Below are 15,528 nucleotides of genomic sequence, written 5' to 3'. Positions count from 1 at the left end.
TGTACCCGATGATCTTGCGAGCTAATCGAGTGGGAGGTCGGAGGGAGTGCCCGGTAGTATGGCGGCGTGCTGCTCTGCGAAGGCTGACCTGCCCCGGCGCCGACCGTCAATCCGATGGCCGGCGCTTTTCTGCGCCCCGAGTCAGCCGAATCACCGAGAGCGAGAAAATCACATGATCACCGCCACCGGACTGGAACTTCGCGCCGGCGCGCGCATCCTCATCTCCCCGACGACGCTGCGTGTGCAGCCCGGCGACCGGATCGGCCTGGTCGGCCGCAACGGTGCGGGCAAGACCACCACGCTGAAGGTTCTGGCCGGAGAAGGGGTTCCGTACGCGGGAGAGGTCGAGCGGACGAGTGAGATCGGTTACCTTCCGCAGGACCCGCGGACCGGCGATCTGAACGTGACCGGCCGCGACCGGGTCCTGTCGGCCCGTGGTCTGGACACCATCCTCGCCGAGATGCAGAAGCTGGAGATCCAGCTCGAGGAGAGCTCCGACGACAAACTGATCCGGCGCTACGGCAACCTGGAGGACCAGTTCTCCGCCCTGGGCGGGTACGGCGCCGAGGCCGAGGCCGCCCGGATCTGTGCGAACCTGGGCCTGCCCGAACGTGCCCTGGCCCAGACCATCGGCACCCTCTCCGGTGGCCAGCGCCGCCGGATCGAACTGGCCCGCATCCTGTTCGCCAACTCCGGGCAGAACGGCAAGGGCATCCTGCTGCTGGACGAGCCGACCAACCACCTGGACCACGACTCGATCGCCTGGCTGCGCGGTTACATGGCACAGCACAAGGGCGGCCTGATCGTGATCAGCCACGATGTCGAGCTGCTCGACGCCGCGGTCAACAAGGTGTGGTACCTGGACGCCAACCGGTCGGTCGTCGACATGTACAACATGGGCTGGAAGACGTACCTGGAAGCTCGGGAGACCGACGAGCGCCGTCGCCGCCGCGAGCGGGCCAACGCGGAGAAGAAGGCCGGTGCCCTGATGGCACAGGCCGACAAGATGCGGGCGAAGGCCACCAAGACGATCGCCGCGCAGAACATGGCACGCCGTGCCGAGAAGCTGCTCGGTGGCCTGGAGGACGTCCGCACGTCCGACAAGGTGGCGAAGGTCCGGTTCCCGAATCCGGCCCCGTGTGGCAAGACGCCGTTGACCGCGGCGGGGCTCTCCAAGTCGTACGGCTCGCTGGAGATCTTCACCGACGTCAACGTGGCGGTGGACCGTGGCTCGCGGGTGGCCATCCTCGGCCTCAACGGTGCCGGCAAGACCACCCTGCTCCGGATGCTGGGCGGCCTGCTCGAACCGGACACCGGTGAGGTGCGGGCCGGGCACGGGCTGCGGCTGGGCTACTACGCCCAGGAGCACGAGACCCTGGACGTGGACCGGACGATCCTGGACCACATGCGCAGTGCCGGTTCCGAGCAGAACGACACCGAGCTGCGGAAGATCCTGGGCGCGTTCCTGTTCTCCGGCGACGACGTGGACAAGCCGGCCGGGGTGCTGTCCGGCGGTGAGAAGACCCGTCTGGCCCTGGCCACCCTGGTCTGTTCCGGCGCGAACGTACTGCTGCTCGACGAGCCGACGAACAACCTCGACCCGGTCAGCCGGGAACAGGTGCTGGACGCCATCGCCAACTACCCGGGTGCGATCGTGCTCGTCAGCCACGACGCCGGGTGTGTGCAGGCGCTCAAGCCGGACCGCGCGATCCTGCTGCCGGACGGCGACGAGGACTCGTGGAGCGACGACATGCTGGAACTCGTCGAGCTCGCCTAGGGTTCGGCACGCCCGATCATCGTCGATCCTCAGTTGTCAACTGGTGCCCACACAGACAGTGCGATGTTCGGGCGTTTCAGAACAGGTCGGGCACTCGGCCAGCGATAGCCTGCAAGGTCGAGTGTTACGCCATGGAGCGATCACAGCACTCTCCGGAGCGATCGAGGGCCTCCCCTCGATCGAGTGTTTTCGCAGGTGATCGATGGTCTTGGGAGGCGGCCCGCCAGTCCGGAAATGCGCGCGGAGTGGCTGCCGGCAAACTGCCTGACATTGATGCCCGTGGTAACCGTCAAGTTCCTGACAGTAATAAATGGGCACGTTCGCGGGGGCTAGATACCTGGCGCATGATCGTTCGAGACGGTGTAATAGGTGGGACCGTATCTGACCGCACTGTCTGCGACGTGAGGATTCAAGATGGCAGCCACTGGCACAGCTACCAGTACTGAGAAGGGTCGTCGAATCGTCGGTAGCGAGCGACAGTCGCTCGCCAAGGACCTGGTGAAGCGTTACACCTCCGGCGAGAGCATCCGCGCGCTGGCCGCTTCCACCGGGCGTTCCTACGGATTCGTGCACCGCGTGCTCACCGAGTCTGGCGTGCAGCTGCGCCAGCGTGGCGGCGCCCGCCGCCGCAAGAAGGCGTGACGGCCGGCAACGCCGGGCGGGGCGGGACCGACGAAGTAGGCGTTCGCTATGAACAGGACGGGCCGGTAGCGACGGTGACGTTGTGCCGGCCCGACGTTCTCAATGCCCAGACACCTCCGATGTGGACTGAGCTGGGCAACATTTCCCGGAAATTGCCGGGGAACGTACGGGTCGTCATTGTCCGGGCCGAGGGACGCGCGTTTTCCGCCGGCCTGGATCTGTCGGTGGCGAAGGGCGGCGGCGATTCTTCGCTGTCCCGGTTGGCACAGTTGTCCGCGGCCGAGTGTGCCGATCGGATAGCCGGGTTCCAGACCGCGTTCACCTGGTTGCGCAGTCCGTCCTTTGTGACGATTGCCGCAGTGCAAGGACACGCGATCGGTGCCGGGTTTCAGCTCGCGCTGAACTGTGACATGCGCGTCCTCGCCGACGACGCGAAGTTCTCCATGGCCGAGGTCACCCTCGGGCTGGTGCCCGATCTGGGCGGCACGAAACGGCTCACCGAACTGGTCGGCCCGTCCCGTGCACTGGAGATCTGCGTCACCGGCCGGCGGATCACCGCCGTCGAGGCGGACCGGATCGGCCTGGCGACGGCCGTGGTCCCCCGGGCCGAACTCGACACCGCGGTGGCCGACCTGTCCGCCGCGGTGCTGGCGGCGGACACTGGCGCGGTCGCCGAGATCAAGGCCCTGCTCCAGGGTGCGCCCCTGCGGTCGTACGCGGAGCAGGACCGGGCCGAGCGCGAGGCCCAGACACGCCGGCTCAGCGATCTGCTGGGTTCCGGAGAATAAGTCGGGGAGTAGATCACCTCCCGGGTTTGTCATACCCACGAGGCAGACTTCGGTCTGCTCGTCGAATGACGCCCGGGAGGTGACATGTCCAGCTGGACAGTGCTGCGCTCGATCCAGAACGCGGATCGGGTCAACCGGCATCAGGTGCGCCAGGGCACCACCCGGCGGATCATCCGGTTCGCCGTGCCGTATCAACGCGACATCACTGTCTTCCTGCTGACCGTGGTGCTCGCGGCAGGCATCGGGGTGGCCACGCCACTGCTCGCCGGCCAGGTGATCAACACGATCACCGAGGCCGGCGCCGGTGCGGCCGCGACGGTGGTGCGGCTGGCGCTGGTGATCGGCGGGCTGGCCGTCGTCGACGCGCTGCTGTCGCTCGCCCAGAGGTGGTACTCGGCACGCATCGGCGAGGGGATCATCCTCGACCTGCGGACCCGGGTCTTCGACCACGTGCAGCGCATGCCGTTGCAGTTCTTCGCGCGCACCCAGACCGGCGCCCTGGTCAGCCGGCTCAACAACGACGTCGTCGGCGCCCAGCGGGCCTTCACGTCCACCCTCTCCGGGGTGCTCAGCAACGTCATCCAGCTGGTGCTCACCGCCGGGGTGATGTTCACCCTGTCCTGGCCGATCACCGCACTGTCGCTGTTGCTGCTGCCGGTGTTCATCGTGCCCGCCCGCCGGGTCGGGAAACGGCTCGCCGAGATCACCCGGGAGTCCTACGACCTGGACGCCAAGATGAACGCGACGATGACCGAGCGGTTCAACGTCTCCGGCGCGCTGCTGGTCAAACTCTTCGGCCGGCCCGACGTCGAGGCGGCCCGGTTCGGCGACCGGGCGTCCCGGGTCCGCGACATCGGCGTCCAGCAGGCGATGTACTCCCGCACCTTCTTCGTGGCGATGCTGCTGGTCGCCTCCCTGGCGCAGGCTCTGACGTACGGTCTGGGCGGCTGGCTGGCCGTCACCGGCGACGTCTCGGCCGGCACCGTCGTCACCCTGGCGCTGCTGCTGACCCGCCTCTACGGGCCACTCACCGCTCTCAGCAACGTGCGGGTCGACGTGATGAGCGCGCTGGTCTCCTTCGACCGGGTCTTCGAAGTGCTCGACCTGCGACCCGGCATCACCGAGAAACCCGATGCCGTCGCGATCCCACCCGGCTCCGGCCGGATCGAGTTCCGCGACGTGCGGTTCCGCTATCCCAGCGCCGACCAGGTCTCGCTCGCCACCCTGGAAGACGTGACCGCGCTGGACCGCACCGAGAACCCGGAAGTCCTGGCCGGCATCGACTTCACCGTCGAGCCGGGGCGGATGATCGCCCTGGTCGGGCCGTCCGGCGCCGGCAAGTCGACCCTGTCGATGCTGCTCTCCCGGGTCTACGACGTCACCGGCGGCGCGGTCCTGATCGGTGGCGTCGACGTCCGCGACGCCACCGTCGGCTCATTACGCGACACGGTCGGCGTCGTCACCCAGGACTCGCATCTGTTCCACGAGACGATCAAGGACAATTTGCGGTACGCCCGGCCGGACGCCACCGAGGAACAGATGTGGGCCGCTCTGACCGGGGCCCGGGTCGCCGCCCTGGTGCGAGCACTGCCCGACGGCCTGGACACGGTGGTGGGGGAGCGGGGCTACCGGTTCTCCGGTGGCGAGAAACAGCGCCTCGCCATCGCCCGGGTGCTGCTGAAACAGCCGTCGATCGTGATCCTCGACGAAGCCACCGCGCACCTGGACAGCGAATCCGAGGCGGCCGTGCAGCGGGCCCTCACCGAGGCGCTGCGGGGCCGCACCGCACTGGTCATCGCGCACCGGCTCTCCACCATCCGCGAAGCCGACCAGATCCTGGTGCTCGACCAGGGCCGCATCGTCGAGCGCGGCCGGCACGAGGAGCTGGTCGAGGCGGGCGGGCTCTACGCCAGCCTGTACCGGACGCAGTTCGCCGGGGCGGCCCCGGCATCACACCGCGAGGACGAGATCGTGACCCCTCCATCGATTATCGTCGAGCCGTGACGGGTTCCTGGTCTTCGCGGCCGTCTTCGGGGCGATGCTCTGGGCGTTCGCGCGATTCGGGGTCTGGGTCAGGCGTAAGGGCATCGGCCGCGGAATCATGGGCCCGATCGACGAGGCGTGGCATCCATCGGCCGACCGTTTCCGTCGAGAGATCGCCATCCACGAGCAGCGGATCCAGCCTGCCCGCCCCGCCGGCGACCAGCACCGCCGATAGCCACCGTTCCCGCCACCGTGTCGGCCTACTGTGCGTTCCGCGTCCCAGTTCTCCACGCTGTCACCGGGCACGCCTGGTGTGGTGAGTTGCGGTTCGGATCGGACCTCAGGTCTCCACGCTGCTGGTGGGCGCGTTTTGTGTGGTGAGCTGTGGTGCGATTCGCACCCTATGTCTCCACGCTGGCGGGCGGCGGGCGGTGTGTGGCGGGCGGTGTGTGGTGGGCTGCGGGTGGTGCATGGTGCGTGGTTGGTGGTGGCGGGCTGCGGGTGGTGGCGGCGTCAGGACTTGCTCGGGGGTGGGGCCTGGGTGGGGTTGGTTGCTGCCTGGCGGAGGGCCGCGAACTCGGTGATCAAGGCCGGGAGCTGGAAATGGGCGTTCAGGCCGCTGGGGTTCGGTAGCACCCAGACCGGGACACCGGCGATCGTTTCGGGCTGCAAGCCCATTCGGGCTTTCGGGATCTTGAAGGCCGCTCGGTAGGCGGTCACGCCCAGCACCGCCAGGAAACGAGGGCTCAGACGGGCTACCCGTTCGGTCAGCTGGGTGCCGCCGGTGACGAAATCGTCGGGGGTGAGTTCGTCGGCGCGGGCGGTGGGGCGCGATACGACGTTCGTGATGCCGAGACCGAGAGCGGGCAGTAAGTGCTGCTCGGACGGGTGCAGCAGGCGGTCGGTGAAACCGGCGCCGTGCAGCGCCGGCCAGAACCGGTTGCCCGGGCGCGCGAAATGGTGGCCGGTCGCCGCCGAGTAGAGGCTCGGGTTGATCCCGGAGAACAGCACCAGCAGGTCCGGCCCGGCGACATCGGGAACGGTCCGCCCGGCCGCGTCCGCCAACTCCGCAGCGCTCGGCCGCCGCACCGCTGCCGCCGCCTCGACGGTGAGACGGGCAGCAGTCGAGGCCGAGGCGGTTGATCGCCGAGTTCGCCGCGCGGTAGCCGGCGGGGCAACGGTGAGCGGCGCGGTGGCGGTGAGCGGCGCGGTGGCGGTGGCCGGTGGGGTGGTGGTGAGCGGTAGAGCAGCGGTGACCGGTGGAGTAGCGGTGAGCGGTGGGGTGGTGGTGGATGGGTCAGAGGGCACGGGTGGAGCCGCCGTCGACGGGGATGGCCACGCCGGTCACGTAGCTGGCGGCGGGGGAGAGCAGGAAAGCGGCGGCGCGGCCGAATTCGGTGGGTTCGCCGATGCGGCGTAGCGGGATGGCGGCGGCCACGGATTCGGCGGCGGCGGCCGGGTCGGCGGTGGCGGCGAACAGGTCGCGGCTGCGGTCGGTCATGAAACGGCCGGGGAGGATGCTCAGCACCCGGACGCCGCGGGCGCCGAACTCGTCGGCCATGTCCTTCGCGACCATCGCCAAGCCGGGGCGCAGACCGTTGGACAGGCCGAGCCCGGCCAAGGGCGCCCGCACCGAGGTGGACAGCACCAGGCCGATCGCGCCGCCTTCCGGCAGGGCCGAGGCGAACGTCCGCGCCGCCCGCACCGAACCGAGGAACACCGTCTCGAACGCGCTGCTCCACTGGTCGTCGGTCATGCTGGCGGCGGTGCCGGGCGGCGGGCCACCGACCGAGATCAGGGCGCCGTCGAGCCGGCCGAACCGTTCCTGAGCGGCGTGCACCAGCTCGCGGGGCGTACCCGGATCGGACAGGTCGGCGGTGACCCCGACAGCGTGGGAGTGGCCGCCGAGCGTCTCCACCGCCTCGGCGACCCGGTCGGCGCCCCGCGACGAGATGACCACCCGGGCGCCGTCGTCGACGAGGGCCTGCGCGGTGGCGAAACCGAGCCCGCGGGACGCCCCGGTGAGGATGAAGACACGATCAGTGAGTCCGAGGTCCATGTCCAGAACCTAACGCAACAGCGGTCGCTCGGTCGGCCGGGAGGAAGGCCTCGATGGCCAGCTCGGACAGGGTGACGTCGCGCGGGGTGCCGAGCACCGACGTGATGCTGAACAGATTGAGGTCACCGAACCGCAACGGCACCACGAGACCGTCGGGGTGGTCCGGGACCGTGCCGCCGGGATAGCCCGCCAGCTCGGCCCGCAGCTCGCGCAGGACCGGGTCGCCGGTGGAGGCGGCCTGTTTGTCGAGGCGGTGCAGGAGGTGCGTACGCCACTGGGCGAGGTTGTTGATCCTCGGCGCCATGCCGGCCGGGTGCAGGGCCAGGCGCAGCACGTTGACCGGTGGGGTCAGCAGCTGCGCGGCGCATCCCTCGGTGAGCAGGGTCACCGCGTCGTTGGCGTCGACCATGGTCCAGTGCCGGTCCACCAGCACCGCCGGATGCGGAGAGTGGCCGGTCAGCACCTGCCGCAGCGCGGTCAACACCCCGGCTAGCGGCGGACCGTCCAGTGCGGACTCCGGGTAGGCGGGCGCGAAACCGCCGGCGAGCAGCAGTTCGTTGCGGGCCCGTAACGGCACGTCGAGTTCCTCGGCCAGCCGCAGCAGCATCGCCCGGGTGGGCCGCGAGCGACCGGTCTCCACGAACGACAGATGCCGCGTCGACACCCCGGACCGGCCGGAGAGGGCGAGCTGGCTCATCCGCCGGTCGTCCCGCCAGCCCCGCAACAGCTTCCCCACCGCACTCATTCCGGCAGCGTAGGCAGCGTCCGGGGGTGCCGCCATTACCCGCGGGGTAATCGACGGCCCTACCTCCGCCCGGCACGCTCGGACCGGACAGCACGACGGCGGAAGGATGAGGGATGAGCGACTTCAACGAAGTGATCGAGCGATACCTGACGATCTGGAACGAGGCCGATTCTTCGGTACGGCGTACCGAGGTCGATGTGGTCTTCGCCGCAGGCGTCCGCTACGTCGACCCGCTCGCCGCGGTCGAGGGGCGGGACGCACTGGACGCGCTGATCGGGGCGGTGCGGGAGCAGTTCGCCGGGCTGGAGTTCAGTCTCGGTGGGCCGGTCGACGCGCACCACGACCAGGCGCGGTTCACCTGGCATCTGGGGCGGCCGGGCGAGGAGCCGCTGGTGATCGGTTTCGACGTGGCCGAGCGGGACGCCGAGGGCCGGATCCGTCAGGTGTTCGGCTTCATCGACAAGGCGCCCGGTATGTGACGGTAAGCGAAAGCGGGGTCAGTGGCGGCGGACGGCGTCCTCGACCACGTCCAGGACGGCGGACAGCTCGCCGGGCGGGCGGCCGGTGGCCAGATGCAGGACCAGCCCGTCGTACGCCAATTCCAGGAACTGGGTGAGCACCTCGACCGGGACGTCGTCGCGGAGCACGCCGGCCTCGCGCTGGCGCTGGAGCCGGTCGCGGGTGGCGTCGGCGATGGCCGCGGAGCGCTGGGCCCACCGGGTGGCGAAGGCCGCGTCGGTCCGCCGCCGGTGGGCCACCTCGAGTTGGGTGCCGAGCCAGCCGGCCGTGTCGCCCTCGCTGTTGCCGGCTCGTGCGAGCAGGTCACGCATCACCTGGACCAGGCCGTTGCGGGCGACGGTCTCGGCCATGCTGGCGGCGTCGTCCTCGGCCACGGCCAGGAACAGGTGCTCCTTGTCACGGAAATGGTGGAAAATCGCGCCACGGGACATGCCGGTGGCCTCTTCGAGCCGGCGGACCGTGGCACCGCCGTAGCCATAGCGGGCGAAACAGTTGCGGGCCGCACTGAGGATCTCGTGGCGGCGCGCTTCCAACTGGTCCTGACTCACCCTGGGCACGCCGCTGATCGTTTCACGGGCCCGGAGCGCCTTGCAAGCCGTACGTACGGCTTCCTAGCTACCCGGAGTCCCACGATCGGATGATGCGAATTCCGTCAGACTCTCCGCGGGCTGTTAACAGTCCTGGGCTGGTTGCCACACCGAGTGCTCACGTAAAGTGCGCGCGTGCCTCTAGTCTTCCTCTCCCTGGACGACACCCTGCTCGATCGCAGCGGTGCGTTCCGGTTGTGGGCCAAGGGGTTCCTCGATGAGGTCTCGGCCCCGCACGACGATCTGGAATGGCTGGTCTCGGTAGACGCCGACGGTCTGACCTCGCGCTGGGATCTCGCCGACCTGATCCGCGACCGGTACCGGCTGCGCGTTCCCACGATCGACCTGGTCGACGAGCTGAGGACCGGCCCGCTCACCTATGAACGCCTCGACCCGATGGTGAGTTGCGCCCTGGAGATCGCGGCCGACGCGGGGCTGGTGCCGCTGGTGGTCACCAACGGGCCGACCGAGCAGCAGGAGTCCCGGATCCGGCGGACCGGGCTGGAACGGTACGTCGCCGACTGGGTGATCTCCGAGGAGTGCGGGGTCAGTAAACCGAACCCGCGGATCTTCGCGCTGGCCGCCCAGCGGGTGCGGATGCGGCTGGCCGGGGCGTGGGTGGTCGGCGACAGCCCGGAGGCGGACATCGGCGGTGCGGCGGCCCTCGGCCTGCCGAGCGTGTGGCTGCACCGGGGGCGCAGTTGGGTGGACAACCGGTTCGCGCCGACCCACGTCGCCGGCAACGTGATCCAGGCCATCTCGGCGATCATGGCGACGCGCTGAGCAAGGAACCGCTGAGCAGAGAACCGCTGAATAAATTAGGTTGCGCGGCTCGACGGAGATCCGTCAGAGTTGGCGCGCTGTTGTAGCGACCCGATGAGAAAGAAGGGGGTGGACCTCATGGCCGTCTTTGCGATGCCTGCTGTCCCCGCTTCCCAGAACGCTTCTTTCTCCGAGGAGATCCTCCAGTGCGAGAGCACTCCGTGCGCCGTGGGCGCCGTAAGTTCGACGACGACGATACCGACTTCCTGAAGATCAGCCGGCTGGAGCCGGCTCTGAAAGAGGACCCCGACCTGCCCGGTGAGGGCGATCGCTGGTCCACCTGGGACGGTGCCCTGCACGGTCCCGAACCCCGGCCCGAGTGGGTCCGCACCGAACACGGCGCGGTCGACACCGAGCTGGGCATGCTGAAAACCGGTAAAGAGGCCGACGTCTTCCTGGTGCGCCGCTATCTGCCCGCCACCGGTCAGACCAGCATGCTGGCCGCCAAGCGGTACCGCGACGGCGATCACCGGCTCTTCCACCGCGACGCCGGTTATCTCGAAGGGCGCCGGGTCCGCCGGTCCCGGGAGATGCGGGCGATGACCAACCGCACCACGTTCGGCAAGCAGATGATCGCCGGGCAATGGTCGGCCGCCGAGTTCGACGCCCTGGGCCGGTTGTGGCAGATCGGCCAGGAGGGCGGGCAGGTCTGTGTGCCCTACCCGGTGCAGCTCATCGGCACCGAGGTGATGATGGAGTTCATCGGCGACTGGGAGACCGGTGAGGCCGCGCCCAGGCTCGCCCAGGTGCGGGCCGGGCACGACGAACTGGCCGGCCTGTGGCAGCAGATGACCGACGCGCTGTCGGTGCTGGCCCGGGCGCAGGTGGCGCACGGTGACCTGTCGCCGTACAACACGATGGTCCACCGGGGCCGGCTGGTCATGATCGACCTGCCGCAGATCATCGACGTGATCGCCAATCCGCGCGGCGGCGAGTTCATCGCGCGGGACGTCAAGAACGTGGCCGGCTGGTTCCGGCAACGTGGGCTCGCGGTCGACGAGAACGAGCTCATCGACCGCCTGTTGTACGAGGCGGGACTGCGCTGACGCGGTCCGGGCCGGGATCCACGGATCCCGGCCTCGGTCGCAGCCTCAGTTGATGTAGTTCTCCACCTCGTCGACGCTGCGGGCCTGCTCGGCGTCCGGGTCATGCCCGGAGCTGCGGGCCGCACGGCGCCGGCGCAGCAGGTCCCAGCACTGGTCGAGGGACTCCTCCAGGTCCTTGAGACGGGTGTGCTCCTCGTCGGTGGAGATCGCACCCTCACTCAGCTGGCGGCGGAGCGTGTGCTCCTCGTCGACCAGCTCGCTGATCCGGCCCAGAACGGTCTTGTCATCCATGCCCGAAGCCTATTCACCACTGGGGTTCCGGTGGAGTCCCGGGCGGCGTTTCCGGCAGGCCGAGCCGGGACCGGGTCTCGCTGATGTCTGCCGACAGCCGCCGGTACAGCTCCGGTGGATCGTCGGCGAGGGCGAGCAGCGCGGCGGCCCGGCGCCCGAGGTCGCGTTCCCACCCCTCGGCCATCCGGTCCGGGCGGATCCGGGCGAACTGCCTGCGCGCCAGCTCGGTGTCGCCGCTCAGGCCGGCGGCGGCTCCGGTGTGGAAGGTGTGCCACCAGGAGGTGGCGCCGACCCGGCTCTGCGGGGCGGACAGCAGCCGGGCCACGTACGCGGGCGTCGTGATCTCCTGCCGCAACTGCTCGACCCGGCGGCGGACGATGCCGGTGATCTGTTTCAGTCCGGTGCTGAACTGGCCGTCGTCGGCGTAGTGGATGCTCCGCACCCACGTGTGCCCGTCCCGGGGGTGTTCGGTGGCGAAGTCGCCGGTCTCCTCCCGCCAGTACAGGCGGCCCCCGAGGTCGTACGAGACGGACGCGGTGCCGGACCACAGCCAGGTGACGCCGACGCCCACGTGCGTCTCGGCACCGGCCCGTTCGAACTCGGCGAAGAGCAGCCACCAGCCGCGATCCTCCACCCAGATCCGGGTCCGCTTGTGGCGCTGAAGGCCGAGCGGGCGCAACTCCGCCTGGGCCGCGGTGACGACCATCTGATCAGGAGTGGGCATCAACCGATGCTAGTCGCGTTAGGGTCGCCCGGTGACGCTTGAGACTCAGCGGGAGCACATTCTCTCCGGGCGGATGTACAACGACCTGACCAGTGAACTCGTCGAGGCTCGGCAGCGGACCGTGCTGCTGGCCGGTGAGTACGACCGGAGTTTCGGGCGGCCGCAGATGGAGCGGGAGGAGATTCTGCGCCGGTTGTTGAAGTCGGTGGGGACGGACTGTCACTTCGAGCCGACGTTCCGGTGTGAGTTCGGGTTCAACATCAGTGTCGGGGACGCGTTCTACGCCAACTTCGACTGCGTGATGCTCGACGGCGGCGGGATCACCATCGGGGATCATGTGCTGTTCGGGCCACGGGTCGGGATCTACACGTCGAATCATGCGATCGACGCGGGCGAGCGGGTGGCGGGTGCCTGTTACGCCAAGCCGGTGACGATCGGTGACCGGGTGTGGGTCGGCGGTGGAGTGACCATCAACCCGGGGGTGAGCATCGGGGACGGTTCGATCATCGGGTCGGGCAGTGTGGTGACCCGGCCGATTCCGGCGGGAGTGATCGCGGTGGGCAATCCGGCGCGCGTGTTGCGGGAGATCACCGAGGCTGACCGGACGGGATTCCAGCCGTGACCTTCTCCACCCGTACCCGAGCCGGAATTTGATCTTGAAATGCGGAGAGGCCCGCTCCAGGGAAGCGGGCCTCTCACCGCAGCGGGTGGATCAGCCGCGGAGCATCTTGCGCAGGACGTACTGCAGGATGCCGCCGTTGCGGTAGTAGTCGGCCTCGCCGGGGGTGTCGATGCGGACGACGGCGTCGAACTCGACACCGGTGTCCGTGGTGACCTTCACCGTGCTCGGCGTGCTGCCGTCGTTGAGCACCGTGACACCGGTGAACGAGAACGTCTCGGTGCCGGTGAGACCCAGCGACTCGGCGTTCTGCCCCTGCGGGAACTGCAGCGGGAGCACGCCCATGCCGATCAGGTTGGAGCGGTGGATGCGCTCGTAGCTCTCGGCGATGACGGCGCGGACACCGAGGAGCATGGTGCCCTTGGCGGCCCAGTCCCGCGACGAACCCGAGCCGTACTCCTTGCCGGCCAGGATCACCAGCGGGATGCCGGCCTCCTGGTACGCCACCGAGGCGTCGAAGATGGTGCTCTGCTCGCCGGTCAGGTGGTTGAGCGTGAAGCCACCCTCCACATCGGTCAGCAGCTGGTTGCGCAGCCGGATGTTGGCGAACGTGCCACGGATCATGACCTCGTGGTTGCCGCGGCGCGAGCCGTAGCTGTTGAACTCGTGCCGCGGGACGCCGTGCTCGGCGAGGTACTTACCCGCGGGGGAGTCCGGCTTGATCGAGCTGGCCGGGGAGATGTGGTCGGTGGTGACCGAGTCGCCCAGCTTGGCCAGGACGCGGGCGCCGGCGATGTCGGTCACCGGGCTCGGGTCGGCCTGCATGCCCTCGAAGTACGGGGGCTTCCGGACGTAGGTGGAGTCCTCGTCCCAGGCGAACGTGTCACCGGTCGGGGTGGGCAGCGACTGCCACTGCTCGTCACCGGCGAAGACGTCCTGGTACGCGGCGGCGAAGCCCTCGGCGCCGATCGCCTGCGCGATGGTCTCCTCGATCTCCGCCGCGGACGGCCAGATCTCGTTGAGGAAGACCGGCTCGCCGTCCGACCCGATGCCGAGCGGCTCGGTGGTGATGTCGATGTCCATCGAACCGGCCAGGGCGTACGCCACCACCAGCGGCGGGGACGCCAGGTAGTTCATCTTGACGTCCGGGTTGATCCGGCCCTCGAAGTTCCGGTTGCCGCTCAGCACGCTGACCGCGGTCAGGTCGGCCTCGTTGATCGCGGCCGAGACCTCCTCGGGCAGCGGGCCCGAGTTGCCGATGCAGGTGGTGCAGCCGTAGCCGACCAGGTTGAAACCGATCTTGTCCAGGTACGGGGTGAGGCCCGACCGCTCGTAGTAGTCGGAGACGACCTTCGAGCCCGGCGCCAGGGTGGTCTTGACCCACGGCTTGCGGGTCAGGCCACGCTCGACGGCCTTCTTCGCGAGCAGCGCGGCACCGATCATGACCTGCGGGTTCGAGGTGTTCGTGCAGGACGTGATGGCGGCGATCACGACCGCGCCGTGGTCCAGCTCGTACTCCACGCCGTCGTCGCCCTTGACCCGGGTCGGCTTGGTCGGGCGGCCGGTGGCGCCGTTCGCGGCGCTGAAGACGTGCGGCTTGTCCGCCGGGTCCTCGACACCGTTGGCGGGCGAGTCGCTGGCCGGGAAGGACTCGGCGCTGGCCTCGTCGGCGTGGCCCTCGGCCTGTACGTAGTTCTTGAGGGCGTCACGGAACATCGGCTTGGCGTTGTTCAGCGGGACGCGGTCCTGCGGGCGCTTCGGGCCGGCCAGCGACGGGACGATCGTCGACAGGTCCAGTTCGAGCTTCTCGCTGTAGTCCGGCTCGGCGGCCGGGTCCAGCCACAGGCCCTGGCGCTTGGCATACGCCTCGACCAGCGCGACCTGCTCGGCGGTGCGGCCGGTCAGCTTCAGATAGTCGATGGTCTGGTCGTCGATCGGGAAGATCGCGACGGTGGAGCCGTACTCCGGCGACATGTTGCCGATGGTCGCGCGGTTGGCCAGCGGCACGGCGCTGACGCCGGGGCCGTAGAACTCGACGAACTTGCTGACCACACCGTGCTTGCGCAGCATCTCGGTGATGGTGAGCACCAGGTCGGTGGCGGTGGTGCCGGCCGGGGCCTCGCCGGACAGCTTGAAGCCGACCACGCGCGGGATCAGCATGGAGACCGGCTGGCCCAGCATGGCGGCCTCGGCCTCGATGCCGCCGACACCCCAGCCCAGCACGCCCAGGCCGTTGACCATGGTGGTGTGCGAGTCGGTGCCGACCACGGTGTCCGGGTACGCCTGGCCGTTGCGCTCCATGATGGTGCGGGCCAGGTACTCGATGTTGACCTGGTGCACGATGCCGGTGCCGGGCGGGACGACCTTGAACTCGTTGAACGCGGTCTGGCCCCAGCGCAGGAACTGGTAGCGCTCGCGGTTGCGCTGGTACTCCAGGTCGACGTTGCGCTGGAAGGCGTCCGCCCGGCCGAACAGGTCGGCGATGACCGAGTGGTCGATGACCATCTCGGCCGGTGACAGCGGGTTGACCTTGGTGGCGTCGCCGCCCAGGTCCTTGACCGCCTCACGCATGGTGGCCAGGTCGACCACGCAGGGGACGCCGGTGAAGTCCTGCATCAGCACCCGTGCCGGGGTGAACTGAATCTCGACACTCGGGTCGGCGTTCTGGTCCCAGCTGCCGAGCGCGTTGATGTGGTCGGCGGTGATGTTCGCGCCGTCCTCCGTGCGCAGCAGGTTCTCCAGGAGGATCTTCAAGGAGTAGGGCAGACGTTCGTGCCCCTTCACCTTGTCGATCGTGAAAATCTCGTAGCTCGCGTCTCCGACGCGCAGCTCGCTCTTCGCACCAAAGGTGTCGAGGCTGGCCACCGTCTTCTCCTTCACACCCAGCGACTGGAATTCAAAGTCTTTCGCACCGAAAGGAGGACCT

15 protein-coding genes are annotated in these 15,528 nt (G+C 69.0%); 8 read left to right on the top strand and 7 right to left on the bottom strand.

Annotation, left to right across the window (positions count from 1 at the left end):
* The first annotated feature begins 172 nt into the window (after positions 1-172).
* The 4 genes from BLU81_RS24235 to BLU81_RS24220 all read left to right on the top strand — a co-directional run bounded on the left by BLU81_RS24235 (position 173) and on the right by BLU81_RS24220 (position 5,211).
* Complete coding sequence (locus BLU81_RS24235) at positions 173-1,777, top strand: ABC-F family ATP-binding cassette domain-containing protein (protein ID WP_092546767.1); 1,605 nt, start codon at positions 173-175, stop codon at positions 1,775-1,777.
* A 414-nt stretch (positions 1,778-2,191) separates the two neighbouring features.
* Positions 2,192-2,419 carry a helix-turn-helix domain-containing protein gene (locus tag BLU81_RS24230; RefSeq protein WP_014441759.1) on the top strand — a complete coding sequence of 76 codons (228 nt, stop codon included), beginning with the start codon at positions 2,192-2,194 and terminating at the stop codon, positions 2,417-2,419.
* Positions 2,416-3,207: an enoyl-CoA hydratase/isomerase family protein gene (locus tag BLU81_RS24225; RefSeq protein WP_092546766.1), complete on the top strand. Its 792-nt coding sequence runs from the start codon at positions 2,416-2,418 to the stop codon at positions 3,205-3,207. Before BLU81_RS24230 ends, BLU81_RS24225 begins: the two co-directional genes overlap by 4 nt.
* Positions 3,208-3,291: 84 nt before the next feature.
* Positions 3,292-5,211 (top strand): ABC transporter ATP-binding protein, encoded by a 1,920-nt coding sequence (locus tag BLU81_RS24220; protein ID WP_092546765.1) that lies wholly within the window; start codon positions 3,292-3,294, stop codon positions 5,209-5,211.
* A gap of 492 nt (positions 5,212-5,703) precedes the next feature.
* Here the strand turns inward: BLU81_RS24220 and mug are convergent, their stop codons facing one another.
* From mug to BLU81_RS24200, 3 genes are read right to left on the bottom strand one after another with little or no spacing between them, the layout of a single operon-like run.
* Positions 5,704-6,498, bottom strand: coding sequence for a G/U mismatch-specific DNA glycosylase (gene mug, locus BLU81_RS24210; RefSeq protein WP_197685977.1), 795 nt, complete (start codon positions 6,496-6,498; stop codon positions 5,704-5,706).
* The gene (locus BLU81_RS24205) at positions 6,488-7,249 is read right to left on the bottom strand and encodes an SDR family oxidoreductase (protein WP_092546762.1); all 762 of its coding nucleotides are present in this window, start codon (positions 7,247-7,249) and stop codon (positions 6,488-6,490) included. The genes mug and BLU81_RS24205 overlap by 11 nt, the downstream gene beginning before the upstream one ends.
* The gene (locus BLU81_RS24200) at positions 7,230-7,994 is read right to left on the bottom strand and encodes a helix-turn-helix domain-containing protein (protein WP_092557570.1); all 765 of its coding nucleotides are present in this window, start codon (positions 7,992-7,994) and stop codon (positions 7,230-7,232) included. The genes BLU81_RS24205 and BLU81_RS24200 overlap by 20 nt, the downstream gene beginning before the upstream one ends.
* A 113-nt stretch (positions 7,995-8,107) precedes the next feature.
* On the opposite strand from BLU81_RS24200, the gene BLU81_RS24195 reads away from it, so the two are divergent.
* On the top strand, positions 8,108-8,473 hold the full coding sequence (locus tag BLU81_RS24195) for a nuclear transport factor 2 family protein (RefSeq protein ID WP_092546761.1): 366 nt from the start codon (positions 8,108-8,110) through the stop codon (positions 8,471-8,473).
* 18 nt (positions 8,474-8,491) lie between these two features.
* Here BLU81_RS24195 and BLU81_RS24190 read toward each other — a convergent pair whose 3' ends face one another.
* Positions 8,492-9,070 carry a TetR/AcrR family transcriptional regulator gene (locus BLU81_RS24190; protein ID WP_092546760.1) on the bottom strand — a complete coding sequence of 193 codons (579 nt, stop codon included), beginning with the start codon at positions 9,068-9,070 and terminating at the stop codon, positions 8,492-8,494.
* A 165-nt stretch (positions 9,071-9,235) separates the two neighbouring features.
* Between BLU81_RS24190 and BLU81_RS24185 the strand changes: the two genes are divergently transcribed.
* Positions 9,236-9,883: an HAD family hydrolase gene (locus BLU81_RS24185; RefSeq protein WP_092546759.1), complete on the top strand. Its 648-nt coding sequence runs from the start codon at positions 9,236-9,238 to the stop codon at positions 9,881-9,883.
* Between the two features lie 185 nt (positions 9,884-10,068).
* On the top strand, positions 10,069-10,968 hold the full coding sequence (locus tag BLU81_RS24180; RefSeq protein WP_092546758.1) for a serine protein kinase RIO: 900 nt from the start codon (positions 10,069-10,071) through the stop codon (positions 10,966-10,968).
* Positions 10,969-11,013: 45 nt separating this feature from the next.
* Here the strand turns inward: BLU81_RS24180 and BLU81_RS24175 are convergent, their stop codons facing one another.
* Complete coding sequence (locus BLU81_RS24175) at positions 11,014-11,259, bottom strand: DUF2630 family protein (protein ID WP_092546757.1); 246 nt, start codon at positions 11,257-11,259, stop codon at positions 11,014-11,016.
* Between the two features lie 13 nt (positions 11,260-11,272).
* Positions 11,273-11,983, bottom strand: a complete 711-nt coding sequence (locus BLU81_RS24170) for a hypothetical protein (RefSeq protein WP_157751774.1) — start codon at positions 11,981-11,983, stop codon at positions 11,273-11,275.
* 31 nt (positions 11,984-12,014) lie between these two features.
* Here BLU81_RS24170 and BLU81_RS24165 point away from each other — a divergent pair, with 31 nt between their 5' ends.
* Complete coding sequence (locus BLU81_RS24165) at positions 12,015-12,605, top strand: sugar O-acetyltransferase (RefSeq protein ID WP_092546755.1); 591 nt, start codon at positions 12,015-12,017, stop codon at positions 12,603-12,605.
* 90 nt (positions 12,606-12,695) lie between these two features.
* On the opposite strand, the gene acnA is transcribed toward BLU81_RS24165, so the two are convergent.
* Positions 12,696-15,482 carry an aconitate hydratase AcnA gene (gene acnA, locus BLU81_RS24160; protein ID WP_172890612.1) on the bottom strand — a complete coding sequence of 929 codons (2,787 nt, stop codon included), beginning with the start codon at positions 15,480-15,482 and terminating at the stop codon, positions 12,696-12,698.
* Between the last annotated feature and the right edge of the window lie 46 nt (positions 15,483-15,528).

The sequence above is a fragment of the Actinoplanes derwentensis genome, from assembly GCF_900104725.1.
GTDB lineage: Bacteria > Actinomycetota > Actinomycetes > Mycobacteriales > Micromonosporaceae > Actinoplanes > Actinoplanes derwentensis.
The sequence above is the reverse complement of the archived record's forward strand: the minus strand, read 5'-3'. Positions and strand labels throughout refer to the sequence as shown.

Coding starts and splice junctions, on each gene's coding strand:
- BLU81_RS24200 (WP_092557570.1), bottom strand. CDS start 7,994: ATGAGTGCGGTGGGGAAGCTGTTGCGGGGCTGGCGGGACGACCGGCGG.
- BLU81_RS24195 (WP_092546761.1), top strand. CDS start 8,108: ATGAGCGACTTCAACGAAGTGATCGAGCGATACCTGACGATCTGGAAC.
- BLU81_RS24235 (WP_092546767.1), top strand. CDS start 173: ATGATCACCGCCACCGGACTGGAACTTCGCGCCGGCGCGCGCATCCTC.
- BLU81_RS24205 (WP_092546762.1), bottom strand. CDS start 7,249: ATGGACCTCGGACTCACTGATCGTGTCTTCATCCTCACCGGGGCGTCC.
- BLU81_RS24230 (WP_014441759.1), top strand. CDS start 2,192: ATGGCAGCCACTGGCACAGCTACCAGTACTGAGAAGGGTCGTCGAATC.
- BLU81_RS24220 (WP_092546765.1), top strand. CDS start 3,292: ATGTCCAGCTGGACAGTGCTGCGCTCGATCCAGAACGCGGATCGGGTC.
- BLU81_RS24175 (WP_092546757.1), bottom strand. CDS start 11,259: ATGGATGACAAGACCGTTCTGGGCCGGATCAGCGAGCTGGTCGACGAG.
- BLU81_RS24170 (WP_157751774.1), bottom strand. CDS start 11,983: ATGCCCACTCCTGATCAGATGGTCGTCACCGCGGCCCAGGCGGAGTTG.